This is a genomic window from Kluyvera intermedia (assembly GCF_021440345.1).
Classification (GTDB): domain Bacteria; phylum Pseudomonadota; class Gammaproteobacteria; order Enterobacterales; family Enterobacteriaceae; genus Kluyvera; species Kluyvera intermedia_A.
The window spans coordinates 19,661-46,271 of sequence record NZ_JAKCNS010000003.1; the positions used below are offsets into that span (position 1 = coordinate 19,661).

General features: G+C 51.6%; 21 protein-coding genes. 10 read left to right on the forward strand and 11 right to left on the reverse strand.

The features are described 5' to 3' along the window. Window positions 1-9 precede the first annotated feature (9 nt). On the reverse strand, window positions 10-618 hold the full coding sequence (locus LZ634_RS00550; protein WP_234501807.1) for a TfoX/Sxy family DNA transformation protein: 609 nt from the start codon (window positions 616-618) through the stop codon (window positions 10-12). Between the two features lie 218 nt (window positions 619-836). Between LZ634_RS00550 and sulA the strand changes: the two genes are divergently transcribed. Then, window positions 837-1,346, forward strand: coding sequence for an SOS-induced cell division inhibitor SulA (gene sulA, locus LZ634_RS00555; RefSeq protein WP_234501808.1), 510 nt, complete (start codon window positions 837-839; stop codon window positions 1,344-1,346). Window positions 1,347-1,699: 353 nt separating this feature from the next. Beyond that, a complete protein-coding gene (gene ompA / locus LZ634_RS00560; protein ID WP_234501809.1) occupies window positions 1,700-2,755 on the forward strand; it encodes a porin OmpA in 1,056 nt (351 codons plus the stop codon). 93 nt (window positions 2,756-2,848) lie between these two features. On the opposite strand, the gene matP is transcribed toward ompA, so the two are convergent. Beyond that, window positions 2,849-3,304, reverse strand: coding sequence for a macrodomain Ter protein MatP (gene matP / locus LZ634_RS00565; protein WP_234501810.1), 456 nt, complete (start codon window positions 3,302-3,304; stop codon window positions 2,849-2,851). Window positions 3,305-3,488: 184 nt separating this feature from the next. Here matP and LZ634_RS00570 point away from each other — a divergent pair, with 184 nt between their 5' ends. Together LZ634_RS00570 and fabA are read left to right on the forward strand one after the other, a co-directional pair. Then, window positions 3,489-5,249: an AAA family ATPase gene (locus LZ634_RS00570; protein ID WP_234501811.1), complete on the forward strand. Its 1,761-nt coding sequence runs from the start codon at window positions 3,489-3,491 to the stop codon at window positions 5,247-5,249. Window positions 5,250-5,318: 69 nt separating this feature from the next. Continuing rightward, window positions 5,319-5,837, forward strand: coding sequence for a bifunctional 3-hydroxydecanoyl-ACP dehydratase/trans-2-decenoyl-ACP isomerase (gene fabA, locus LZ634_RS00575; RefSeq protein WP_003035875.1), 519 nt, complete (start codon window positions 5,319-5,321; stop codon window positions 5,835-5,837). Window positions 5,838-5,939: 102 nt separating this feature from the next. On the opposite strand, the gene rmf is transcribed toward fabA, so the two are convergent. From rmf to rlmKL, 6 genes are all read right to left on the reverse strand, one after another. Beyond that, window positions 5,940-6,107 (reverse strand): ribosome modulation factor, encoded by a 168-nt coding sequence (gene rmf / locus LZ634_RS00580; protein ID WP_073971187.1) that lies wholly within the window; start codon window positions 6,105-6,107, stop codon window positions 5,940-5,942. A gap of 261 nt (window positions 6,108-6,368) precedes the next feature. Continuing rightward, entirely contained in the window at window positions 6,369-6,926 is a 558-nt protein-coding gene (pqiC, locus tag LZ634_RS00585) for a membrane integrity-associated transporter subunit PqiC (protein ID WP_234501812.1), read from the reverse strand. Then, entirely contained in the window at window positions 6,926-8,563 is a 1,638-nt protein-coding gene (pqiB, locus tag LZ634_RS00590; protein ID WP_234501813.1) for an intermembrane transport protein PqiB, read from the reverse strand. Before pqiB ends, pqiC begins: the two co-directional genes overlap by 1 nt. 4 nt (window positions 8,564-8,567) lie before the next feature. After that, window positions 8,568-9,827 carry a membrane integrity-associated transporter subunit PqiA gene (gene pqiA, locus LZ634_RS00595; protein WP_234501814.1) on the reverse strand — a complete coding sequence of 420 codons (1,260 nt, stop codon included), beginning with the start codon at window positions 9,825-9,827 and terminating at the stop codon, window positions 8,568-8,570. Between the two features lie 13 nt (window positions 9,828-9,840). After that, complete coding sequence (locus LZ634_RS00600) at window positions 9,841-11,748, reverse strand: ABC transporter ATP-binding protein (RefSeq protein WP_234501815.1); 1,908 nt, start codon at window positions 11,746-11,748, stop codon at window positions 9,841-9,843. Window positions 11,749-11,760: 12 nt separating this feature from the next. Continuing rightward, window positions 11,761-13,866, reverse strand: coding sequence for a bifunctional 23S rRNA (guanine(2069)-N(7))-methyltransferase RlmK/23S rRNA (guanine(2445)-N(2))-methyltransferase RlmL (gene rlmKL / locus LZ634_RS00605; protein ID WP_234501816.1), 2,106 nt, complete (start codon window positions 13,864-13,866; stop codon window positions 11,761-11,763). A 98-nt stretch (window positions 13,867-13,964) separates the two neighbouring features. On the opposite strand from rlmKL, the gene LZ634_RS00610 reads away from it, so the two are divergent. After that, the gene (locus LZ634_RS00610) at window positions 13,965-15,074 is read left to right on the forward strand and encodes a YcbX family protein (protein ID WP_234501817.1); all 1,110 of its coding nucleotides are present in this window, start codon (window positions 13,965-13,967) and stop codon (window positions 15,072-15,074) included. Here the strand turns inward: LZ634_RS00610 and zapC are convergent. Continuing rightward, complete coding sequence (zapC, locus tag LZ634_RS00615) at window positions 15,071-15,613, reverse strand: cell division protein ZapC (RefSeq protein ID WP_234501818.1); 543 nt, start codon at window positions 15,611-15,613, stop codon at window positions 15,071-15,073. The two genes, LZ634_RS00610 and zapC, sit on opposite strands and share 4 nt — an antisense overlap. A gap of 164 nt (window positions 15,614-15,777) precedes the next feature. Then, window positions 15,778-16,788 carry a quinone-dependent dihydroorotate dehydrogenase gene (gene pyrD / locus LZ634_RS00620; protein WP_234501819.1) on the reverse strand — a complete coding sequence of 337 codons (1,011 nt, stop codon included), beginning with the start codon at window positions 16,786-16,788 and terminating at the stop codon, window positions 15,778-15,780. A 251-nt stretch (window positions 16,789-17,039) separates the two neighbouring features. Here pyrD and ssuE point away from each other — a divergent pair, with 251 nt between their 5' ends. Continuing rightward, window positions 17,040-17,615, forward strand: a complete 576-nt coding sequence (gene ssuE, locus LZ634_RS00625) for an NADPH-dependent FMN reductase (RefSeq protein ID WP_234501820.1) — start codon at window positions 17,040-17,042, stop codon at window positions 17,613-17,615. A 126-nt stretch (window positions 17,616-17,741) separates the two neighbouring features. Here the strand turns inward: ssuE and pepN are convergent, their stop codons facing one another. Then, entirely contained in the window at window positions 17,742-20,354 is a 2,613-nt protein-coding gene (pepN, locus tag LZ634_RS00630) for an aminopeptidase N (RefSeq protein ID WP_234501821.1), read from the reverse strand. A 264-nt stretch (window positions 20,355-20,618) separates the two neighbouring features. Here pepN and pncB point away from each other — a divergent pair, with 264 nt between their 5' ends. The 4 genes from pncB to LZ634_RS00650 all read left to right on the forward strand — a co-directional run bounded on the left by pncB (window position 20,619) and on the right by LZ634_RS00650 (window position 26,546). Beyond that, the gene (gene pncB, locus LZ634_RS00635) at window positions 20,619-21,821 is read left to right on the forward strand and encodes a nicotinate phosphoribosyltransferase (protein ID WP_234501822.1); all 1,203 of its coding nucleotides are present in this window, start codon (window positions 20,619-20,621) and stop codon (window positions 21,819-21,821) included. A 167-nt stretch (window positions 21,822-21,988) separates the two neighbouring features. Beyond that, window positions 21,989-23,389 carry an asparagine--tRNA ligase gene (gene asnS / locus LZ634_RS00640; protein WP_234501823.1) on the forward strand — a complete coding sequence of 467 codons (1,401 nt, stop codon included), beginning with the start codon at window positions 21,989-21,991 and terminating at the stop codon, window positions 23,387-23,389. A gap of 615 nt (window positions 23,390-24,004) precedes the next feature. Further along, window positions 24,005-25,171 (forward strand): porin, encoded by a 1,167-nt coding sequence (locus tag LZ634_RS00645; protein ID WP_320673439.1) that lies wholly within the window; start codon window positions 24,005-24,007, stop codon window positions 25,169-25,171. A 184-nt stretch (window positions 25,172-25,355) separates the two neighbouring features. Continuing rightward, the gene (locus LZ634_RS00650; protein WP_234501824.1) at window positions 25,356-26,546 is read left to right on the forward strand and encodes an amino acid aminotransferase; all 1,191 of its coding nucleotides are present in this window, start codon (window positions 25,356-25,358) and stop codon (window positions 26,544-26,546) included. Window positions 26,547-26,611 lie beyond the last annotated feature (65 nt).

Below are 26,611 nucleotides of genomic sequence, written 5' to 3' on the forward strand. Positions count from 1 at the left end.
CTAAACGTCTTATTTTTTTTGCATACAGGTTTGCGCCCAACTCTGCAACTCCTGACGCCTTTGCGTCAGAAGTGCGGCAGCATGGACACCAGTAATAGCCCCCTCGAGTGCATAAAGCACATTAATACTGATCTGTTTACGAATCTGGCGAAGACGGAGCCATGCGGTTTTCGCCCCCATTTGCCGTAGCGTCCGTGCATCCATAATGCCGGCTTCATTCAGCAATAATTCCATATGAAAAGAGAGATTAGGTAAATCCTTTAAGCGCGGTGGCATCATCTGTAGAGATTTCTCGCGTCGCGCATCCTCCAGCGAGGATAGGCCAAGCTGCAATAACACAGATTGATTCGACCACAGTGCAGCGTCAACGCGGAAGTATTTTAACTGCAACGGCATCCCTCGCTTACGCAACGTTAATAATGGCGGTGAGTGTTGAGCCTGATAAGTGGCATTTTGTTCACACATCCGCAGATACAACTCTCCCTCTGCAACCATAGCAAAGACCGTGCTGTCGACAGCCAGACTGTAGCCGCCGAACAGCGCCCGTGACCTGATTTTCCCTAATGTTGAGAAACATTCCTGGGATTGATAAATCCGTTTATATGATATTTCCTTCATGATTAATCCTTAATAATCATGGATGTGGGTGTATCTAATTCACTAATAGAACATTTAATAAGCAACATAAGGAAGTTCACCCTGGACGGCAAGATGAATTTGTTGTCCTGAGCGATTTGTATCCAATTTTGCGAGTTACTTTCAGAAATTGAGGTTGATCTTTAATGATATGGGTAGTACTGTATATTCATACAGTAACCCACAAGGTTGGATTAGCTATGTATACTTCTGGTGTTGTTAATCATTCTTCTGCAGCTGTTACAGCAACGGCTTCCCATGCTTTCACTTCGGCGAAAAGTACTTCTGCTGCCTTAATTAGTGAAGTGCTCTATCGCGAAGATCAGCCAATGATGGCGCAGCTGTTATTGTTACCTTTGCTCCAACAGTTGGGGCAGCAGTCGCGCTGGCAGCTTTGGCTTACCCCACAACAGAAACTGAGCCGTCAGTGGGTACAAGAGTCTGGACTGCCGCTAACAAAAGTAATGCAATTGCGTCAAATGTCGTCATGCGACATGCTCGACTCTATGGTTAGGGCATTACGTACCGGAAATTATAGTGTGGTTATCTGTTGGTTAACGGATGAATTATCAACAAATGAGCATGCCCAATTACTGGCGGCAGCTGAGGAAGGTAACGCGATGGTGTTCATAATGCGCCCAGTTCAAACTTCATCACACCCCACTGGACAATTTAATGGGCTAAAAATTCACTCGAATTTGTTCCATTAAGCTAAATTAGGATTATTCCTGGTATTTTTTTTGCAGATTTTTTATCTCTTAGATTTCCTGATAGATTTTTCTCAAAAGGCTTGTCTGGTGCGGTTTCTGGTAGTTTGAGCTGTTTGGTTTTCGACCAAATTTGTTAAATATTGCGTATACAACTCTTTTTTTTTCATAAGCCTGACGGAGTTCACACTTGTAAGTTTCGAACGACGTTGTAGACTTTACATCGCCAGGGGTGCTCAGCTTACACCGCAGATATCTGCTAAGTAATTCACTAAGCCCCACCCCGGTGGAAGGATTTAACCGTGAGTCTATTTAGAGCTTCATGGCAAATTTTGGATGATAACGAGGCGCAAAAAATGAAAAAGACAGCTATCGCGATTGCAGTGGCACTGGCAGGCTTCGCTTCTGTGGCGCAGGCCGCTCCGCAAGACAACACCTGGTATGCTGGTGGTAAACTGGGTTGGTCCCAGTTCCATGACACCGGCTGGTACCAGGCTGACAAAAACAACAACGGCTCTACCCACAACAGCCAGCTGGGCGCAGGCGCGTTCGGTGGCTACCAGGTTAACCCGTACGTTGGTTTCGAAATGGGTTACGACTGGTTGGGCCGTATGGAATACACCGGTAGCCAGACTAACGGCGCACTGAAAGCTCAAGGCGTTCAGCTGACCGCTAAACTGGGTTACCCAGTAACTGACGATCTGGACATCTACACCCGTCTGGGCGGTATGGTATGGCGTGCAGATTCCAGCAACAACAAAGCTGGCGATCACCACGACACCGGCGTTTCCCCAGTATTCGCTGGCGGCGTTGAGTGGGCTGTGACTCGCGACATCGCTACCCGTCTGGAATACCAGTGGGTTAACAACATCGGCGACGCAAACACCGTTGGTGTACGTCCTGACAACGGCATGCTGAGCGTAGGCGTTTCCTACCGCTTCGGCCAGCAGGATGCAGCGGCTCCAGTAATCGCGCCAGCTCCAGCTCCAGCTCCAGAAGTACAGACCAAGCACTTCACTCTGAAGTCTGACGTTCTGTTCAACTTCAACAAAGCAACTCTGAAACCAGAAGGTAAGCAAGCTCTGGATCAGATGTACAGCCAGCTGAGCAACCTGGATCCGAAAGACGGTTCCGTAGTGGTTCTGGGCTTCACTGACCGTATCGGTTCTGACGCTTACAACCAGGGTCTGTCCGAGAAACGTGCACAGTCCGTTGTTGATTACCTGGTATCTAAAGGTATCCCAGCAGACAAAATCTCTGCACGTGGCATGGGTAAATCTAACCCAGTTAGCGGCAACACCTGTGACAGCGTGAAAGCGAAAGCTGCGCTGATCGACTGCCTGGCACCAGATCGTCGCGTAGAGATCGAAGTTAAAGGTAGCAAAGACGTTGTAACTCAGCCACAGGCTTAAGTTATCGTCTAATAAAAAACCCCGCGCTGCGGGGTTTTTTTTTGCCTGTCGGTTTGTCGGTTTTTAACTACGCCAAACAACCTCAAACCAAGTCTACTTATCCTTACCCAACATCGCTTCAAGATCCTGCTTAAGGCTGGACATCTTCGTCGCGTACTTCTCTTTGTTTTCAGCATCTTCAATCAGCTGGACAACGGTTTCCGATAACGTTTTCCCGCGACGTTGCGCCAAACCGGCCAGTCTCTGCCAGACGGCAAACTCCAGATCGATAGACTTCTTGCGCGTATGCTGATGTTCAGCATTAAAATGGCGCTTGCGGCGTGCACGAATCGTCTGCTTCATTCGGTTAACCAGTTGCGGGTTAATATGCTGAGCGATCCAGTCATTAACCTGAACGGGTTCATGTTCCAGTTTCAGCAAAACATCGACAGCCTCTTGTGCGGCGCTGGCTTCAATGTAGCGGGTGACGGATTCGCCTTCCCGGTGCTTTTTAACCAGGTATTTCCACTTCCAGCCGCTTTCAAGATTTTCCAGTTGTTGATATTTCATTGCGATCTCAGTGTGACCGTGTAACTCTTTTCAGAATAACAGTTTTTTCTCAATGTGCTGAGAAGAAATCTGCAACTGTGATATCGATTAAGCCAACAACAGAAGATACTTCCGTATTCTCCGTGAGCTTCCCGTTGGCATCAGGTATAATCACGCACTTTACATCTGACTAAAAATAGCGACATTGACTATAAATACTCTTTCCCGGCGCTTTCTCGCCCCCGCGACTGAAGCATTTCAGGCGCTATTTGCCCAGCCTGATCTGGCCTCAGAAAACGAATCCTTATTCAGTGAACTGCAGGCGCGTTTACATTACGCCCTGGAGCAGTTTCTGCATCCTCAAGGTGTCTCCCCCCTCTTGCTGGTCAAAGCACCAGAAGAAAAAGATTACCTGCAGCTGCTCACGCAGACAACGCTGTCGCTGCGTAATAACGATGAGTCGGCCCTGACAGGCGTCGATTATCAAGTTAACGGCAGCAAAATCACGGTCACGCCAGCGCGCAGTACCGATGATAATTTTGCCAGCACCGGGCCAGTTATCTATGCCGACTGGATCGAAGCCGAGCAGCTTTTTGGTTGTGTTCGCCAATTCAATGGTGAAATCACTCTACAGCCGGGCCTCGTTCACCAGGCCAATGGTGGCATTCTGATTTTGTCACTGCGTACGCTTATGGCGCAGCCGCTGCTGTGGATGCGCTTGAAAAATGTGATTTCACACCAGCGATTTGACTGGCTCACTTTCGACGATGCGCGCCCTCTGCCGGTCAGCATTCCCTCCATGCCTCTGACACTCAAGCTCGTCCTGGTGGGCGATCGTGATTCGCTTGCCGACTTCGAGGAAATGGAACCAGAGCTGGCTGAAACTTCACTGTACAGCGAATTTGAAGACAACCTGCAAATCAGTGATGAAGAAACGCTTAAGCAGTGGTGCCAGTGGGTCTGGAATGTCGCTCGCGAAAAATCCCTGCCAGGTCTTGCTGCCGATGCATGGCCACTGCTGATGCAGGAAGGTGCCCGCGATACCGGCGACCAGGAGATTATGCCGCTCTGCCCGCTGTGGATTGCGCGCCAACTCAGAGAAGCCGCTCCGTTCACTGACAACGATGTCATCAATGCAGAACAGCTTAAAACCATGCTGGAACAGCGTCTGTGGCGAGAAGGCTTCCTGGCTGAACGTATGCAGGACGAAATTCTGCTTGAGCAGATCCTGATTGAGACTGAAGGTGAATGCATCGGTCAGATCAACGCTCTGTCAGTTATCGATTTTCCTGGCCACCCGCGTCCGTTTGGTGAACCGTCACGTATTACCTGCGTGGTACACGTCGGCGACGGTGAATTCACCGACGTTGAGCGTAAGGCCGAACTCGGCGGTAATATTCATGCCAAAGGGATGATGCTGATGCAGGCCTTCCTGATGGCTGAGCTCGATTTGGAGCAGCAACTGCCCTTCTCGGCGTCGCTGACGTTTGAGCAGTCATACAGTGAAGTTGATGGCGACAGCGCCTCAATGGCAGAGCTGTGCGCTCTTATCAGCGCCCTGGCCAACGTGCCTATCAACCAGAGTATCGCAATCACCGGCTCTGTCGATCAGTTTGGTCGCGCGCAGCCGGTAGGTGGTCTGAATGAAAAAATTGAAGGTTTCTTCGCTATCTGCGCACAGCGTGGCTTAAGCGGCAAGCAGGGGGTCATCATTCCTTCCGCTAACGTTCGCCACCTGAGCCTCTCAAGTGAGATTCAGGAAGCGGTAGAAGCCGGGGCGTTCTCTATTTGGGCTATCGATGATGTCGGTGATGCGCTGCCGCTTCTGACGCAGCTCAACTGGGATGGCGAAGGGCAAACGCTACTGCAAACGATTCAGGAACGCATTGCACAGGCCACTCAGCCGGAGCCTCGCTACCGTTATCCGTGGCCGTTACGCTGGTTAAACCGTTCACATTCCAACTGATCGGACTTGTTCAGCGTACACGTGTTAGCTATCCTGCGTTCCGAACTTAAAATAAGGCTTACTTAAAACATGGTAGATAAACGCGAATCCTATACAAAAGAAGACCTTCTTGCCTCTGGTCGCGGTGAACTGTTTGGCGCAAAAGGCCCGCAGTTACCTGCACCTAGCATGCTGATGATGGATCGTGTCATTAAAATGACCGAAACCGGCGGCAACTTTGACAAGGGTTATGTTGAAGCTGAGCTCGATATCAATCCGGACCTGTGGTTCTTCGGTTGTCACTTTATCGGCGATCCGGTGATGCCTGGCTGTCTGGGTCTGGACGCAATGTGGCAGCTGGTTGGTTTCTACCTGGGCTGGCTGGGCGGCGAAGGCAAAGGCCGCGCGCTCGGCGTGGGTGAAGTGAAATTCACCGGTCAGGTTCTGCCAACGGCGAAAAAAGTGACCTACCGTATTCACTTCAAACGCATCGTTAACCGTCGTCTGATCATGGGCCTGGCGGATGGTGAAGTTCTGGTTGATGGTCGTCTGATCTATACCGCGAACGACCTGAAAGTAGGTCTGTTCCAAGACACTTCTGCATTCTAATGCGACTCATCTTCAGGCTTTACTGGCCTGGCGGTTGATTAGTATTGTGAATCAAAAGGCGAAACCTCCGCAGTGCGGAGGTTTCTTTTTAAAGAGACAGTGTCAGGCAACTACTGCCCTGTCCTCCATGGCTTCTCGCCAGCCTCCCAGCCAGTAAGACCTCTGGTTAATAGTCTGGTAAGGACACATTTCTTTTGACCGTCCGGTAATCCCGGCCTGGTACCCACGCTGATGTGCCCGATCCAGGCGATCTCGTTTTTGTCTCTTCATGCCTCGTTTCCCTCATATCTTGGTCTGGTGGAAAAGAAAACAGTGGTTACAAAGTATGCGACCACATAATACGAATACCGCTAAAAAATGGCCCCGTCAATGCGCAGAATTCATACCAATGTCATATTTGTGAGCTAATCAGAAGTTCATTTGTACAAAAAACGTGATGTGGCATAAGTAACCAGTTGAAGCCAGACGTAAAAAAACCGCCGTCGGTTTTGCACCGACGGCGGTCCTTAGAACAATTAATTCTATTTATGGTTAGCGATTGATGGTCTGCGCAATAGAAGCGGCTTCCTGACTCCAGGCCTGGGCCAGAATTTTCACCATCGCATCATAACCATCCTGCTGCTGCGCCATTTCGATATGGAATGGACGCTTGATCAGCTGGCCCTGATGATTGAGCAACCATTCACCGCTCACCACCACTTTACCATCAAAGCGGCCATGGAAACCGGTCACAGAGACGTTCAGCGTGTCCTGATCGCTGCCTAATGGCTGTGATGACACCACCCAACCCGGCAGCTGATTGCTGAGGTTAAACACCAGCGTCGTACGCAGCTGCTGGTCCAGCGGACTGGCCCAGAGGTTATTGCTGGCAATCACATACTGAACGTCACTGGTCTGATAGACCACACCGCTGCCAGCGAGAAAATCAGGCACGTTAACTTGTTCAACCCACAGCATACGCTGGTGTGCGGTGGCGCTGTTTTGCACAGTGCCTGTTGCCAATGGCAGCTGGTAATAGGTTTTATTATCCCCGCTGCTGCTGCAGGCCGCCAACAGGCAGGCCGCAGCCATTACTAACCACTTCTTCATTATTTCGCCCTCTTAGGCTCTGGATCTTTCTTATCCTTCGCTTCGAATACCAGCGCGTTGCTCTTCTCATTCAATGTTTTCAGCACCGGCTGTAGTTCACGCAGTACCTGATCCAGACGCTGCATATCGGCAACCATTTTGTTGTAAGCCGCCGAACCCGGCTGGAAGCCCTGCATACTACGATTCAACTCGCGAAGCGTTTTCTGCATATCGGCCGGCAACTCCTGCGCTGACTGGCTAGCGGTGATTTTATTCAGGTTATCCAGCGTCGTTTGCAGACGACGCATCGTATTCTGAGTTTCACTGAGCGTATTGGTTGCCTGTTGAACCATCGGCGTGAGAGGCAGATTGTTAAATTTATCCAGCGTCTCCATCACTCGTTGCTGAATTTGCGCCAGGCCACCGCTTACCGAAGGAATAATATTGATACCATCGAATGTTTTCACATTAGAGATAGCCGGTTCTTTCGGGTAGAAGTCGAGATCAATGTACAGCGCGCCCGTGACCAGGTTCCCCGTTTTAAGCGATCCGCGCAGACCACGTTCAATCAATGCTGGCAGATGACCACGAATATCAGGACTCTCGCCAAACTGAGTGGCCAGGCGTTCAGGTTCAATCTGGATTTTCACCGGAATACGGTAGTCGCTGGACAATGCCTGGTGCAGCCTATTGGAGAAGTACGGTACCTGAGCGACAGTCCCTAAACGAATGCCCCGGAACTCGACCGGTGCGCCAACCTGCAGGCCGCGAACCGAATCTTTGAAGAACATCAGATAGTCAATATGCTGGGTATACAGCGAATCCTGAATACTTTTCTGATCGTCATAGAGTTTGAATTCGGTCTTCTCGACGATGGGTTGACCGAGATCGACGCCCTCCGGTACATCAAAGCTGACGCCGCCGCTAAATAATGTCGCCAGCGATCCCATTTCCACCCGCATCCCGGCAGAAGTGAGATCCATAGCCACACCGCTGTCTTTCCAGAAACGCACGTTACTGGTCACCAGACGGTCGTTTGGCGCACTGATAAACAGCTGGTAAGAGATGCTGCGATTTTTTGGGTCAAAAGTACTGGTTTCGACTGACCCTACACGATAGCCGCGGAACAACACCGGATCGCCCGGATTCAGTTGCCCTGCTTTTTTGCTGTCGAGTACCACGCGAATACCTTTAGCATCCGGCGGCGCGAGTGGTGGGGCATCAAGCAACTGATAGTTGCTAGGCTCAGGTCCTTTCGATCCCGGCTGTAGTTCGATATAAGCCCCGGACAATAGCGTCCCGAGCCCACTGATTCCTTCGCGGCCAATTTGCGGCTTCACAACCCAAAACACGGAGTCTTTATGCAGCAGTTTTTCCATGCCGGAATTCAGGCGCGCTTTAATTTCCACGTGCGTCAGATCATCGGTCAGGGTGGTACTCATCACCACGCCCACATCCACGCTGCGGCTTTTAATCGTCGTTTTACCACCCTCAATACCTTCAGCGTTGGTGGTGATTAACGTCACCTCCGGTCCCTGATGACTGTAATGATAAAACAGGATCCATGCGCCAATCAGCGCCGTGACAATCGGGAAGATCCAAACGGGAGACCAGTTTTTCACTTTCTGCACATTTGCCTCCCCACTCTTGGTTTCCATGCTTTTACGATTCCTTATGGCTTGATTCAGGTTCCCGATCCCAGGACAGGCGCGGATCAAAGGTCATTGCTGAGAACATAGTCATGATGACAACCAACGCAAACATCAGCGCACCAATGGCCGGGTAGATATTCATTAACCCCCCAATGCGCACAAGCGCGGAGAGCACTGCAATTACAAACACATCGATCATTGACCAACGCCCGACGAACTCCACTACTTCATAAATCAGGTGCATGCGTTCGCTGTCCCGGTGACGACGTTTAAGCCCGTTCGCATCCAGACACAGCCAGGCAATAGCGATCATCTTCAACGTCGGGACCAAAATACTGGCGATGAAAATCACCATGGCCACCGGATACGAGCCTTCACTCCACAGCAGGATCACCCCGGCAATAATCGTCGACGGCATCTTGTCGCCCAACAGATCGGTAATCATGATTGGCAAGATATTGGCGGGGAGATAAAGCATGATTGATGTTACCAGCAGTGCAACTGTCCACTGAAGGCTGTTTTTACGCCTCACATGGCCTTTGCTGTGGCAACGAGGACACTCATGCAATTCTGCGGGGAGAATCGCCGTGCAGCACGAACAGGAGCGTAACCCCTGCTGCATCCCGGTTATTCCCGGTTTTAGCGGCCGAGAAAGCATTGGCATAGCGCCGATGTCGTCCCACAGCCAGCGGCGGTCGACGCACTGGAAAGTGCGCAGTTGCAGCAGACAGAAGAGACACCATGGCAGGAAGCTGCTGCCCACACCAACGTCGCCATAGGCCATCAGCTTCACAAAGCTCACCAGCACGCCAGCGAGGAAAATTTCCGCCATTCCCCACGTTTTGAGCGTAAACAGAATACGCGCCAGGAATGTTTTAAGCCTGTAGGGCATTTTGACCTGATTGACCAGCAACAGAATGGTTATCAAGCAAAATGCCGGCACCAGCTGCACGAACAGCAGAAAAAAGGTGCCGAGGCTAGCGTAGTCTTCGGAAAACATAACGCTGGGGATTTCCAGCAGTTCAATTTCACTCTTGACGCCTGCCACGTTCATACTGATAAACGGAAACAGGTTCGCCAGCAGCAGCATAAAGAGCGCCACCAGGACGTACGCCGTTGGGCGCCGTCTTGGTTCATCCCACGAAGTGGTTAGCGTTGTACCACAACGTGGGCAATTTGCCTTATGTCGATGCTCAAGGTGCGGCAACGCCACCAGCATGTCACACTGTGAACACAGAATATGCTGCGCAGCATGATGTTGTTCGCACATGAAAAGTCCTCAATCAGGCGCCGTTTTTCAACGCTTCCAGATATTCCCATCGTTCAAACGCTTCTTCCAACGCCTGCTCTGCCTGCGTCATGTCAGCCAGTACCTTTTGAGTATGGTCATGAGGCTGGCTAAAGAACGTCGCATCGGCAACCTGTAACTGTAACGCTTCCAGATCCGCTTCCAGTTTTTCCAACTTTTGCGGCAGCTGCTCCAGTTCGCGCTGCAGGTTATAGCTTAATTTGCTACCCCCACGTTTGACAGTTTCTGCTTTTGGTTGGGCCGCTTCCGGAGTTTTTTTCACTGCCGCCTGTTGATGCGACTGTGATTGTGCCTGCTGCCCACGCGCATCGTGATAACCACCGACATAACGACCAATACGCCCTTCACCTTCGAAGATCCAGCATTCGGTCACGGTATTATCCACAAACTGACGATCGTGGCTCACCAGCAGTACGGTTCCCTGGTAGCCATCGATAAGCTCTTCCAGCAGTTCGAGCGTTTCGACATCCAGGTCATTGGTTGGTTCATCGAGAATCAACAGATTGCTTGGTTTCAGGAACAGGCGCGCCAGCAGCAGACGGTTACGCTCACCGCCGGACAGCGCACGTACCGGCGTCATCGCTCGTTTAGGGTGGAATAAGAAGTCCTGCAGATAGCCTAGTACATGGCGCGGTTTACCGTTGACCATGACCTCTTGCTTACCTTCCGCCAGGTTATCCATTACCGTTTTGTCCGGATCCAACTCTGCACGGTGCTGGTCGAAGTAAGCTACTTCCAGCTTAGTACCCACGTGGATACGCCCGCTATCGGCCTGCAGCTGGCCCAACATCAGTTTAAGCAACGTGGTTTTACCGCAACCGTTAGGCCCAATCATGGCGATTTTGTCGCTACGCTGTACCTGTGCGGAGAAGTTTTTCACCAGCACTTTGCCATCGACCTGGTAATTGACGTCTTCCATTTCGAACACGATCTTACCGGAACGCGAGGCCTCTTCGACCTGCATCTTCGCGCTGCCCATCACTTCACGGCGCGCGCTACGCTCGTTACGCATCGCTTTCAACGCACGGACACGGCCTTCATTACGCGTACGACGTGCTTTAATGCCCTGACGGATCCACACCTCTTCCTGCGCGAGTTTGCGATCGAATTCGGCGTTTTGCAGTTCTTCAACGCGCAGCGCCTCTTCTTTCTCCAGCAGGTACTGATCGTAATTGCCAGGGTAGGTCACCAGATTACCGCGATCGAGATCGACAATACGGGTCGCCATGTTGCGAATGAACGAACGGTCGTGGGAGATGAAAATGATCGTCCCCTTGAAGGACTTCAGGAAGCCTTCCAGCCAGTCGATCGTTTCAATATCCAGGTGGTTGGTCGGTTCATCGAGCAGCAGCACACGCGGTGCGCTAACCAGCGCACGACCCAACGCCGCTTTACGCAGCCAGCCGCCGGAAAGCGAGGCCAGTTCGGTATCCGCCGTCAGACCTAGTTGTTCCAGCACTTCATTAATTCGGCTTTCCAGCTGCCACAGGCCGTGGTTATCCAGCTGCTCCTGGACTTTCGCCAGCTCTTGCAGGTTTTTGTCGCTGGGATCGGTCATCACCAGATGCGAAGTCTCGTGATAACGCTTGAGATATTCAGCCTGTTCCGCAATCCCTTCGGCGACGAAATCATAAACGCTACCCTCTACGTTACGTGGAGGATCCTGCTGCAGACGCGCCACAACCAGATCCTGCTCGTAGATGATTCGCCCATCGTCGAGCCCCAGTTCACGGTTGAGAATTTTCATCAGCGTCGATTTGCCCGCGCCGTTTCGCCCAACCAGGCAGACTCGCTCGTTATCCTCAATATGCAGCTCGGCATTATTGAGAAGCGGCGCATCGCTGAATGACAGCCAGGCGCCATGCATACTAATTAATGACATTCTTTATTCCTTTCAGGCTGTGGTAATCAGCCAGCAGTTGTGGATCTGACGGTTACGGGCAAAATCTGGTGACTGTGTTTTTTGGGTAATATCTTGTGCTTTCAGTCCCAGTTCAGCCAGACCGTCGTGGTCCATACGGAAACCGCGTTTGTTGTTGGAGAACATAATGGTGCCGCCTTTACGCAGCAGACGTTTCAGATCTTTCATCAAACGCAAATGATCGCGCTGAACATCAAACGCATCTTCCATACGTTTGGAGTTTGAGAAGGTTGGCGGATCGATGAAGATAACGTCAAATTGTTCGTCGGTATCGCGCAGCCATGACAGCACGTCGGCCTGCATCAGGCGATGCGGGCGACCGGTCAAGCCGTTCAGGCGCAGGTTGCGTTCGGCCCACTCAAGATAGGTGCGTGACATATCAACGGTAGTGGTAGAACGTGCACCGCCCAGACCCGCATGAACGCTGGCACTGCCGGTATAAGAGAACAGGTTAAGGAAATCCTTACCTTTGCTCATCTGCCCCAGCATGCGGCGGGCAATACGGTGATCGAGGAACAGACCGGTATCCAGATAATCGGTCAGGTTGACCCACAGGCGCGCGTTGTATTCGCTCACCTCCATAAAGTCGCCCTTCTCGTTCATCTTCTGATACTGGTTTTTGCCCTTCTGACGTTCGCGGGTTTTCAGCACCAGTTTATTTGGTGCAATACCCAGTACGGAGATGGTTGCGGCGATGATGTCGAACAGACGCTGGCGCGCTTTGTTAGCATCGACGGTTTTCGGCGGCGCATATTCCTGCACTACAACCCAATCGGCGTAACGGTCAACGGCAACGTTATATTCCGGGAGGTCGGCATCATACAGGCGGTAGCATTCGATACCTTCCTGCTTCGCCCACTTTTCATATTTCTTCAGATTCTTACGCAGACGGTTGGCATAATCTTCGGCCACTGTCGCTTTCGTTTCACCGGTGCTTTCCGCCAGGTGATAGTTTTTCTGCACACAGTCCAGCGGGCCGTTTTTGGCTTTAAACTGGCGTTCGGCGCGCAGAGACACGCAGCTTAACAACTCTGGCGAGGCACTAAACAGCGATAAATTCCAGCCACCAAACTGGCTTTTCATGGTGCGACCCAGCAGGCTATGCAATGCAATCAGCGCCGGTTCACTTTCCAGACGCTCACCGTACGGCGGGTTACTGATAACCGTGCCGTATGGGCCTTTTGGCAATGGATTGCTAAGCTGTGCGACGTCTTTTTCTTCAAAAGTGATGAGCTCGCCAATACCTGCACGGCGGGCGTTGCTACGGGCAATGTCAACCACGCGTCGATCAGTATCGGAACCAAAGAAACGCGATTCATACGCGGCTAAACCAGCGCGGGCACGAGTTTGCGCATCCGCTTTCACTTCTTGCCAGATAACTTCGTCGTGCTGAGCCCAGCCGCTAAAACCCCAGTGGCTACGGTGCAGCCCCGGTGCCCGGTCGGTGGCCCACATCGCCGCTTCAATCAGCAGCGTCCCGGAACCACACATTGGATCGAGTAATGGCGTACCCGGTCTCCAGCCAGAACGCATGACGATAGCTGCCGCCAGATTCTCTTTGATCGGCGCCATACCGGCGCGATCGCGATAGCCACGCAGGTGCAGGCCGTCGCCGCTCAGATCGAGAGAAATGTAGGCGGTTTCTTTGTTCAGACGAACGTTAATGCGTAGATCTGGATTTTCGCGATCGACGTTCGGGCGTGGCAGATTTTTGCGCGTAAAGGCATCAACGATGGCGTCTTTCACCTTCAGCGCACCGTACTGGCTATTACGAATGCTATCGTTCAGACCGCCAAAGCTCACCGCGAAGGTGGCATCCGGGGTAAAGATCGATGTCCAATCGATGGCCTGTACGCCAAGATAAAGATCGAGATCGCTCCAGACGCTACATTCTCCCAGCGGCATCATGATGCGCGACGCCAGGCGACTCCACATCAGGCTTTTGTACAGAAGCTGCGTATCGCCCTGAAAATGGACGCCACCCTGGGTGATCTGGCACTCTTGCGCACCCAGACCTTCCAGTTCAGTTTTTAACAGCTCTTCCAGCCCACGGGCCGTACTGGCAAACAGAGAATTCATATCGTCACTTTTACTCGCAGAAAATTGTTGCGCATTATAGCCAATCTGCGGCCCATGTCATAAAGTTAAAGGCTTAATTTCGACTCAGGGACAGCGTTGTGGCTACATTATCGCGGCTTTTTATTCATCCGGTGAAATCAATGCGGGGTATTGGGCTCACGCATGCATTCGCTGATATTAGCGGAATGGCGTTTGACCGCATTTTTATGATTACCGAACCTGATGGCACCTTTATTACCGCCCGTCAGTTTCCGGCGATGGTGCGCTTTACCCCCGCCGTCTTGCACGATGGTCTCCATCTCACCGCCCCCGACGGCAGCAGTGCGCTGGTGCGGTTTGCTGATTTCACCGGTCAGACGTCGCCGACCGAAGTGTGGGGCAATCATTTTACCTCGCATATCGCCCCAGACGCTATCAATCAGTGGCTTTCGCCCTTCTTTAAGCGTGATGTCCAGCTGCGCTGGCTCGGAAATAACCTGAGCCGTCGCGTCAAGCGCCACGACGCGGTGCCGCTCTCTTTTGCCGATGGTTTCCCTTTTTTACTGACTAACGAAGCCTCGCTGCGCGACCTTCAGCAGCGCTGTAAAGCCAGCGTGAGTATGGAGCAGTTCCGTCCCAATCTGGTGGTGACGGGCGTGGAGGCATGGGCGGAAGACACCTGGAAAACAATTCGCATCGGCGCAGTAGTTTTTGACGTCGTGAAACCCTGCAGTCGATGCATCTTTACCACCATCAGCCCAGAAAAAGGGCAAAAACACCCGAGTGGAGAACCACTGAGTACGTTGCAATCCTTCCGTACCGATCCTGCAAACGGCGACGTTGATTTTGGCCAGAATCTGATTCCTCGCAATAGCGGCGTGATTCGCGTCGGCGATGAGATGGAAATTCTGACCACCGGGCCGGCAAAAATCTATAGCGCCGGGAAAAGCGATGATGTCATAGCGCCACAGGTTCAACAGAATGCGTTGGTTGAAATTGACTGGGAGGGAAAAACGTTCAGCGGCAATAATCAGCAAATTTTGCTTGAGCAGCTTGAACAGCAAGGTATTCGGGTGCCCTACTCCTGCCGCGCCGGGCTATGTGGTAGCTGTCGGGTTACGCTGGTAGGCGGAGAAGTAAATCCGCTGAAGAAAAGCGCGATTCGCAACGATGGCACCATTCTAAGCTGCAGCTGCGTTCCGAAAACGGCGCTGAAGCTGAAGCTTTAAACGGCCTGTTCCAGGCTGTAGCCGTCCAGCCCCGGTTGGGGTTGCAGCCTGTCGTTCATCACTTTAATCGGATCGCCTAACTGCATGGTTCGTCCAGCAAGGACCAACCCAGGCTGGGCAAGCAGGCAGAGCGCAGCATTCTCTCCAGGTTCAACCACCAACAAATTCACCTGACTGTCGTCATCACTTAGCCATACACAGGCGGCATCTCCGGTGGTCGGAGCCCATGCGTCCTGATGGGCGCGAAAATGCCAGCTTTTCGGCATTTGCGGTTTAAGGAAACGAATCGCTACCAGCGCATTTAAGATAAGCTCCGCACGATGTTCTTTTGACAGTACAAGGTCGCGACATTTTTCTTCAAAGGAAAAATAAAGCGCGGCATCATCAACACAAAAACCGGTTGGGTCAAAAGCATCAGGCGTTAACATTCGACGAGCAAAACGCGAGCGAAATAACATGCCATTGGCTAAATCGAGCATCATACGATCGTGCTCTTCATCATAATACCAACGCCAGTTATCATCAGGTTTAATTCGCATTTGTCTCCCCCGTCATTTTTGCCTCCATTGCTGTGCCTGTTCTTCCGTTGCGTGACTTTGTCTTAAATAATAAAAGACCAATATGTTTAAATAAGCAACAATATGGAAATATAAAGCAACCAGGGCTGGAAATAAAGCCCTGGATCACATTACGAGGAAAAAGACTAGATATGCGTGATGATTTCTTTAATCAGCGGTGGGCCTTTAAAAATAAAGCCGGAATAGATCTGCACCAACGAAGCGCCAGCCGCAATCTTCTCGCGAGCTGCAATCACCGAATCGATCCCACCAACACCAATAATAGGCAGTTGGCCTTTTAATTCCGCCGACAGCATACGAATAATCTCGGTGCTTTTTAATTGTAATGGACGGCCACTTAGTCCACCCATTTCATCACAATGTTTCATCCCCTGAACCAGAGAACGATCTAATGTGGTATTGGTCGCAATTACCCCATCAATATTATGGCGAACTAAACTATCGGCCACCTGGATCAACTCTTCATGAGAAAGATCCGGCGCGATCTTTACGGCCACCGGAACATATTTATGGTGTTTTCCCTGGAGTTCAGATTGTTTATTTTTAATACCAGAAAGTAAATCATCCAGCGCTTCGCCATATTGCAACGTACGTAACCCTGGGGTATTTGGTGATGAAATATTGATCGCAATATAACCGGCATAGGCGTAGATTTTTTCCATACAAATCAGATAGTCATCTTTGCCTTGCTCGACAGGGGTATCTTTATTCTTGCCAATATTAATTCCCAGAATACCGTCGAAATGCGCTTTTTTAACGTTCTCTACCAGGTTATCAACACCGTGGTTATTGAAACCCATGCGGTTGATCAAACCTTCAGCATCGACCAGACGGAACAGACGCGGCTTGTCGTTACCCGGTTGCGGGCGCGGCGTCACGGTACCGATCTCGATCGAACCGAAGCCCATGGCCCCTAAGGCATCAATACATTCACCATCTTTATCCAGACCCGCAGCCAGACCCAGTGGATTTTTAAACGTCAATCCCATGCAGGTGACCGGTTTTTCCGGCAACTTCTGGCGCACTAAAGCTTCCAGTGGTGTTCCGGTAATACGGCGTAATTGTTGAAATGTTAATTCATGGGCGCGCTCTGGATTGAGCTGAAAAAGTGCTTTACGAACGAAGGGATAGTACATGAACTCTCCTGGATTCCCGGTGTGCAAACCGGGGGCGTATTATGTGCGATCTTGCTACGAAAGGGAATTGACCTATGGCAAAAAAAGCGCAATCGTTTTCCTTCATATGGCCCACGCAGCGCTACACCATATGCATTTTCTGGTAAACCTACGCCAGAAAAAGTATTTCGCCTCCCCTTCGGCCTCTGACACACTAGCTAAAATGTTATCAATTTTAGTTCAATGTTTGTTTTTAGTTATAAGGAGAGGTTATGCGCGTCATTACTTTAGCAGGCAGCCCCCGCTTTCCTTCTCGCTCAAGCGCCCTGCTGGAGTACGCTCGCGAGAAGCTTTCAGCGGCGGATGTCGAAGTGTTTCACTGGCACCTACAGAACTTTGCGCCGGAGGATCTGTTTTACGCCCGCTTTGACAGCCCGGCGCTACAAACCTTAACCGAACAGCTAGCGCATGCCGACGGACTCATTATTGCGACCCCGGTCTATAAAGCCTCATTCGCTGGGGCGTTAAAAGCGCTGCTTGATCTGCTGCCAGAACGCGCACTGGAAGGAAAAATCGTGTTACCACTGGCGACCGGTGGGACAATCGCACATATGCTGGCGGTGGATTACGCCCTCAAACCGGTGCTGAACGCGCTGAAAGCGCAAGAGATCCTGCAAGGTGTCTTTGCCGATGATAGTCAAGTGACCGACTATCAGCATAAACCGCAGTTTAGTCAGAATCTGCACAATCGCCTCGATAGTGCTCTGGAAACATTCTGGCAAGCCTTGCATCGCCGGGATATACAAGTTCCCAGGCTAGGTGCGGCGCGACAGGCCGAGCATGTTTGATAAAAAAAACGCCGCATGGAAAACCAGCGGCGTTTTTTATGCCCTTTGGCGCTAAGCCCAGCCCGGCAATACGGCTGCGTGATGACCCGGAGTCAGCATAAACACCTCGTCCGGGTAACACATGCGTTACGCTAACGCCTTCGCAATCTTCTCGTACAGATCGCCGGACAGATTTTCCAGCCCTTTCAGCTGTTCCAGCGCCGCACGCATCAGCGCCTGACGTTTTACATCGTAACGTTTCAGGCGGATCAGCGGCTCAATCAAGCGTGAAGCCACCTGCGGGTTACGGCTGTTCAGCTCGGTCAACATTTCTACCAGGAACTGATAACCGCTGCCGTCTTCCGCGTGGAACGCCGCTGGGTTACTGCCAGCAAACGCACCAATTAGCGAGCGGATACGGTTCGGATTGTTCATGCTAAATGAACGGTGATTCAGCAGCTTACGTACCGTTGCCAGCGCATCATCTGCCGGGCTTGTCGCCTGAAGAATCAGCCACTTATCCATCACCAGACCATCCTGATGCCATTTATCGTCATACTCTTGCATCAACGCATCGCGGCATGGCAATTCTGCAGCCACGGCGGCTGACAGCGCCGCCAGTACGTCGGTCATGTTGTCGGCATCGTGGTACTGCTGGCTAACCAGTTTATCCGCCAGCTGCGCGTCGCCAAACGCCAGATAACGCAAGCAGGTATTACGTAATGAACGTTTACCGATATCTGCATGTTCGACGCGATAGCTGTCGAGTTTGTTGGCGTTATAAATCGCCAGACACTCGTCGGCAAGCTCGGTTGCCAGCGTACGGGTTAGCGCCTCGCGTACCGCCGCAATGGCAATAGGATCGATAATATCGAACAGCTCGGCAATTTCGCTGGCTGATGGCAGGGTCAGTATTTCTGCGGCCAGCGCAGGATCGATCTTCTCATCCAGCAGAATCGCGCGGAAAGCATCAGCCACATGCACTGGCAGCGACAGAGGCTGGCCCTGCTGATGGCGATTAACGTTCAGCTTGATATAGGTCGCCAGCAGGCTTTGCGCCGCATCCCAACGAGAGAAATCGTTGCGCGCATGACGCATCAGGAACGTCAGTTGCTGATCGCTCCATTTATATTCCAGTTTCACCGGCGCGGAGAACTCACGCAGCAGTGACGGTACCGGCTGGAAGTAGACGTTATCGAAGACAAACGTCTGCTCGGCCTGAGTCACGTTCAGCACGTGGTGCACCGGATGGCCGTCTTTTTGCAGCGGGATAACCTTGCCTTCGTTATCGTACAGTTCGATATCGAACGGAATATGCAGCGGGAATTTCTCCTCCTGCTCCGCCGTCGCCGGCGTGCGCTGGCGAATGGTCAGCGTGTACTGCTCGGTTTCCGGATTGTAGTCGTCATGAACGCTGACAATCGGCGTACCGGCCTGGCTATACCAGCGGCGGAAATGAGAAAGGTCGACGTTCGACGCATCTTCCATCGCCTGCACGAAATCATCACAGGTCGCCGCACTACCATCGTGACGTTCGAAATAGAGCTGCATCCCTTTCTGGAAGTTCGTTTCGCCCAACAGCGTGTGCAGCATGCGAATGACTTCGGCCCCTTTTTCATACACCGTCAGGGTGTAGAAGTTATTCATTTCAATAACTTTATCCGGGCGGATTGGGTGCGCCATTGGGCTGGCGTCTTCAGCGAACTGCAGGCCGCGCATGGTACGCACGTTGCTGATACGATTGACGGCGCGCGAGCCGAGATCCGAGCTAAACTCCTGATCGCGGAATACCGTTAAGCCTTCTTTCAGGCTCAGCTGGAACCAGTCGCGGCAGGTCACGCGGTTGCCGGTCCAGTTGTGGAAGTATTCATGGCCAATCACGCGTTCGATATCGAGGTAATCTTTATCGGTCGCGGTATCGGTACGCGCCAGCACGTATTTGGAGTTAAAGACGTTCAGCCCTTTATTCTCCATCGCGCCCATATTAAAGAAGTCGACGGCAACGATCATATAGATGTCGAGATCGTATTCGAGGCCAAAGCGCTCTTCATCCCACTTCATCGAATTTTGCAGCGAAGTCATCGCCCACGGTGCTCGGTCAAGGTTGCCGCGATCCACAAACAGTTCCAGCGCAACGTCCCGCCCGGAGCGGGTTTTGTAGGTATCGCGCAGAACATCGAAGTCACCGGCCACCAGCGCAAACAGGTAGCATGGTTTTGGGAACGGATCCTGCCACTGTACCCAGTGACGGCCGTTTTCCAGCTCACCTTCGGCAATGCGGTTGCCGTTGGAGAGCAGGAAAGGATATTTGCTTTTATCGGCGGTGATTTTGGTGGTAAAGCGGGCCAGCACGTCAGGACGGTCAAGGTACCAGGTAATATGGCGGAACCCTTCCGCTTCACACTGGGTACACAGCGCCTCACCGGACTGATACAAACCTTCTAATGCGGTGTTTGCCGAAGGGCTAATTTCGTTGACGATCTTCAGCGTGAAACGCTCTGGCAGACCGGAGATAACCAGCTGGCTTTCTTCTTCTTTATAGTCGGTCCACGGCTCGCCGTTAACATGAACGGAGACCAGCGTTAAATCTTCACCATCCAGACGGAGCGGCACATCAGACGCTGCGTGGCGGGAAACCTGGCTTTCCGCTGTCACGACGGTTTTTGCGGCATCCAGGTCAAAGGCCAGGTCAATATCACTAATCAGGTAGTCCGGCGCACGGTAGTCGTGGCGGTACTTGGCTTGGGGCTGTTGTGTCATAAAAAACCTTTAGCATCTTATGTAAATGTCATCTCCAGTCTATTCCTGTTGTGTTAATCACGCTACGCAGAATCTTCATCTTTTCCAGTCAAATAGGGAAAAATGATACATTTACGCAACATGACGCACAAAACGCATAGGTGCCTGTTCGTGCCTTATGATGTGATCGGGGTTCAATAAATCGATAAACAAGGTATACTCCAGCGATTCTCCCCTGTTGTTTATTGTACTAAACGCTCCTGTGAGAGGATGCTACTGCGCACCATGACACAATTCGCTTCCCCTGTTCTGCACTCGCTGCTGGATACAGATGCCTACAAACTGCATATGCAGCAGGCCGTTTTCCACCACTACGACGATGTCAATGTAGCGGCTGAATTCCGCTGCCGTGGAGACGATCTTCTAGGCATTTATGCTGACGCAATTCGCGAACAAGTCGACGCCATGCGTTCTCTTACGCTGCAAGATGACGAGTATCACTGGCTGTCCGGACTTCCTTTCTTTAAACAAGATTACCTGGACTGGCTGCGCGATTTCCGCTATGACCCGCAGCAAGTCACCGTCACCAACGCCAATGGCAAACTCAATATTCGTCTTGAGGGCCCATGGCGTGAAGTCATCATGTGGGAAGTCCCACTGCTGGCCGTCATTAGCGAACTGGTTCATCGCTACCGTTCGCCAGAGAACGGCGTTCCGGAAGCACTGGCGATGCTGGAACGTAAGCTGGTCGACTTTAATCAGATGACCGCCGACATCGACATGTCCGCCTTTAAGCTGATGGATTTCGGTACCCGCCGCCGCTTCTCGCGCGATGTCCAGGAGGCAATTGTTGGTCGTTTGCAGCAGGAATCGTGGTTTACCGGTACCAGCAACTACGATTTGGCGCGCCGTCTGACGCTGACGCCGATGGGTACTCAGGCACATGAATGGTTCCAGGCGCATCAGCAAATTAGCCCGGACCTGGCCACCAGCCAACGTGCGGCACTGGCGGCCTGGCTTACCGAATACCCGGATCAGCTTGGTATCGCTCTGACCGACTGCATTACCATGGATGCGTTCCTGCGCGATTTTGGCCCGGAATTCGCCACCCGCTATCAAGGTCTGCGCCACGATTCGGGCGACCCGTTTGAATGGGGCGAGAAAGCCATCCGTCACTATCAGAAGCTGGGTATCGACCCACTCACCAAAGTGCTGGTGTTCTCCGATAACCTCGATCTGGCTAAAGCCGTCGAACTGTATCGCCATTTCTCGGCGCGCGTGAACCTGAGCTTCGGTATCGGCACCCGCCTGACCTGCGATATTCCACAGGTCAAACCGCTGAATATCGTCATCAAGCTGGTAGAGTGCAACGGTAAACCGGTGGCAAAACTCTCCGACAGCCCGGGAAAAACTATCTGCCACGATAAAGCGTTTGTGCGCGCTTTACGCAAAGCCTTCTCTCTTCCTCAAGTCAAAAAGGCCAGTTAATCATCAAAGGGAGCCGCCAGGCTCCCTTCTTCTTTATTTATTTCTCAAAACACCCTCTCCCTATGCGAATTCTGCTTGTCTGATGGAAGATGACAGGTAACATAGATATCCCCCCGTAGTGATGGGGAAAACGATTTTTTTATTGGACTACGAATAGAGAGACTATTATGAGCGTTGTGCCTGTAGCCGACGTACTCCAGGGCCGCGTAGCCGTTGACAGCGAAGTCACCGTGCGCGGCTGGGTACGTACCCGCCGAGATTCAAAAGCTGGCTTTTCCTTCCTGGCCGTCTATGACGGTTCCTGCTTTGATCCTGTACAGGCCGTTATTAATAATTCTCTGCCCAATTACAATCAGGAAGTGCTGCGTCTGACCACCGGCTGCTCCGTTATTGTCACCGGTAAGATTGTCGCCTCAAAGGGCGAGGGTCAGAGTTTTGAAATTCAGGCCACCAGCGTCGAAGTCACCGGCTGGGTTGAAGATCCTGATACCTATCCAATGGCGGCAAAACGCCACAGTATCGAGTATCTGCGTGAAGTCGCGCATATGCGTCCGCGTACCAACCTGATTGGTGCAGTCGCTCGCGTTCGTCATACGCTGGCGCAGGCTCTGCATCGTTTCTTCGATGAGCAAGGTTTCTTCTGGGTTTCGACTCCGCTGATTACCGCTTCCGATACCGAAGGCGCAGGCGAAATGTTCCGAGTCTCTACGCTGGATATGGAAAACCTACCGCGTAACGATCAGGGCAAAGTCGACTACGACAAAGATTTCTTTGGTAAAGAAGCGTTCCTGACCGTTTCCGGTCAGTTGAATGGCGAAACCTATGCCTGTGCGCTGTCCAAAATCTACACCTTCGGCCCGACCTTCCGCGCTGAAAACTCCAACACCAGCCGCCACCTGGCAGAGTTCTGGATGCTGGAGCCGGAAGTCGCGTTTGCCGATCTGGCTGACAACGCCGCGCTGGCAGAAGCGATGCTGAAATATGTCTTCAAAGCGGTGCTTACCGAACGTGCAGACGATATGAAGTTCTTCGCTGAACGTGTAGATAAAGATGCTATCGACCGTCTGGAACGTTTCGTAACCGCTGATTTCGCTCAGGTGGACTACACCGACGCGGTTACCATCCTGGAAAACTGCGGTAAGAAATTCGAGAACCCGGTTTACTGGGGCGTGGATCTCTCTTCCGAGCATGAACGTTACCTGGCTGAAGAACACTTCAAAGCGCCGGTTGTGGTGAAAAACTATCCGAAAGAGATTAAAGCCTTCTATATGCGTCTTAACGACGACGGTAAAACCGTTGCCGCAATGGACGTTCTGGCACCGGGTATTGGTGAAATCATCGGTGGTTCCCAGCGTGAAGAACGTCTGGACGTTCTGGACGCACGTATGGCTGAAATGGGTCTGAATAAAGAAGACTACTGGTGGTACCGCGACCTGCGTCGTTACGGTACCGTTCCGCACTCTGGCTTCGGTCTGGGCTTCGAACGTCTGATTGCCTATGTCACCGGGGTGCAGAACGTTCGTGACGTAATTGCGTTCCCAAGAACGCCGCGTAACGCAACCTTCTAATTTATCTCTGTCTGAAAGGCCAGCCATCGTGCTGGCCTTTTTTTAGCCATAAGCCGATCATGTAAAGAAATCTTTATTAAGTTTAACAAACTTAAACTTCAAGACCTCTCCCTTCTCTCTTTGTTACAGCCCATTTCTCGTCATTAATCCGTACAAAAAACAGCCTGAATTTTATTGCACTTAAGATTTCACTAACGCCTTAGCATATTTTTTATCCAAAAACACAGCTATCTGGATGGCTAAAAATTGTCATAGGGAAATTATTACTCATCCGCTCTGTGCGATAAGAAAAAGCGTTATGCGAATAAAAGATAAGAAATTCATATTGATAGATAAGGGGTCGTTCATTTTTCCCGCGTACGTCTCAGAATTTTGAGTTAGTTCACAAAGTTCCTTAAAATACATAAATTCTTACACATTATTTCTTTTGCTTACTCATTCTCGATGTTTGTAGCATTTTCAGGCTAGCGAAAGAGTGTTTTGAATGGAAAGATGCCTCTCAGACACATAAAGACACCAAACTCTCATCAATAGTTCCGTAAATTTTTATTGACGGAAGTAATTGCCGAAAGTCGAGAGTGTCTATAAAAAAAAACCTAATGAGGGTAATAAATAATGATGAAGCGTAATATCCTGGCAGTGGTTATCCCTGCTCTGCTGGTAGCTGGTGCAGCGAATGCTGCAGAAATCTACAACAAAAATGCCAACAAACTGGACTTCTATGGTAAAGCAGTTGGTGAGCACATTTGGACCACCAACGGCGACACCAGCAACGAAGATACCACTTATGCGCGTATCGGCTTTAAAGGCGAAACCCAGATCAACGATCAGCTGGTAGGTTACGGCCAGTGGGAATACAACATGGACGCCTCCAATGCTGAAGGCTCCCAGGGTACCAAAACCCGTCTGGCATTCGCTGGTCTGAAATTTGGTGATGCCGGTTCTATCGACTACGGTCGTAACTACGGTGCCATCTACGACGTAGCGGCTTACACCGATATGCTGGTTGAATGGGGCGGCGATTCCTGGGCTGCTACCGACAACTTCATGAACGGTCGTTCTTCTGGCCTGCTGACCTACCGTAACAGCGATTTCTTCGGTCTGGTTGATGGTCTGAGCTTCGCGCTGCAGTATCAGGGTAAAAACGATCGTAACAGCCCAGTTGTTGCGACTTATAACTCAGACGGTTCTGTGAAGGATGTTAGCTTCGGCGGTAACGGCGCGAAAGCTAACGGCGACGGCTTCAGCACCTCCGCACAGTATGATTTCGGTAACGGTATCGCGCTGGCAGCCGGTTATGAAGTAGCTGACCGCACCAATGCCCAGGTTAACCCAGGCACCTCTCCGACCCGTACTTGGGCGAGCGCTGGCGGTAGCAAAGCTGAAGCATGGTCTACTGCGGCTAAATATGACGCTAACAACGTCTATGCTGCGGTAATGTACGCTGAAACTCTGAACATGACTCGTGAACCAGACAACAACTTCGCGAACAAAACTCAGAACATCGAAGCTGTGGTTCAGTATCAGTTCGACTTCGGTCTGCGTCCGTCCATCGGCTACGTTCAGTCCAAAGGTAAAGACCTGATCGCTCGCGGCGACTTCAAAGGCGGCGACGCGGATCTGGTTAAATACATCGAAGTGGGTACCTGGTACTACTTCAACAAGAACATGAACGTCTACGCGGCGTACAAGTTCAACCTGCTGGACGACACCGCTTACTCTGCTGAATCCGGTCTGGCGACCGACGACCAGGCGGCTGTAGGTATCGTTTACCAGTTCTAATCAGCAGACCCTCGCTGCTATATGCCTAAAAAGCAGGACTTCGGTCCTGCTTTTTTACGTTCCTAAGATGAAGATCGTAACTTTTGAAAAGCATCGCGCTTTTTGTCGCTAACGGTTGGCATTTTGTAAATCTACCGTTAACCTGATAGCGGATTTCCCCCGAACTTATAAATGGAACCTCGTCATGTTTGAGAACATCACAGCCGCCCCTGCCGACCCGATTCTGGGCCTGGCCGATCTGTTTCGCGCCGACGAACGCCCGGGAAAAATCAATCTCGGGATTGGTGTTTATAAAGACGAAACCGGTAAGACACCGGTTCTTACTAGCGTAAAGAAAGCAGAACAGTATCTGCTGGAAAACGAAAACACCAAAAACTATCTCGGTATTGATGGTATTCCTGAATTCGGTCGTTGCACTCAGGAGCTGCTGTTTGGTAAAGGTAGCGCGATTGTCAGCGATAAACGTGCCCGCACAGCACAGACTCCAGGTGGTACTGGCGCACTGCGCGTAGCGGCGGATTTCCTCGCGAAAAACACTGACGTGAAACGTATTTGGGTCAGCAACCCAAGCTGGCCGAACCACAAAAGCGTGTTTGGTGCCGCTGGTCTGGAAGTGCGTGAATATAACTACTACAGCGCTGAGAAACACGCGCTGGACTTCGATGCGCTGCTGGCAAGCCTGAACGATGCGCAGGCCGGCGATGTGGTGCTGTTCCACGGCTGCTGCCATAACCCAACCGGGATTGATCCAACGCTTGAGCAATGGCAACAGTTGGCTGCACTGTCGATTGAAAAAGGTTGGTTGCCGCTGTTCGACTTCGCCTACCAGGGCTTTGCCCGCGGTCTGGAAGAAGACGCTGAAGGCCTGCGCGCGTTTGCTGCGCTGCACAAAGAACTGATTGTCGCGAGCTCCTACTCGAAAAACTTCGGCCTCTATAACGAACGCGTAGGTGCATGTACTCTGGTTACTGCCGATTCTGACACGGCCGACCGCGCGTTTAGCCAGATGAAAGCCGTCATCCGCGCCAACTATTCTAACCCACCAGCACACGGTGCATCCGTGGTGGCAACCATCCTCAGCAATGACGCTCTGCGCGCCATCTGGGAACAAGAGCTCACAGATATGCGCCAGCGTATTCAGCGCATGCGCCTGCTGTTTGTGAACACACTGCAGGAGAAAGGTGCAGGCCGCGACTTTAGCTTTATCACCAAACAGAACGGTATGTTCTCCTTTAGCGGCTTGACCAAAGAACAGGTTCTGCGTCTGCGTGAAGAGTTTGGGGTTTACGCTGTGGCATCCGGCCGAATTAACGTCGCCGGTATGACGCCAGACAATATGGCTCCGCTGTGTGAAGCCATCGTCGCCGTCTTGTAATAATCACCCGGCTGAGTTTGACCTCGTCGGGGTTTATCACAGTGACAAAAAAGGCCGCAAATGCG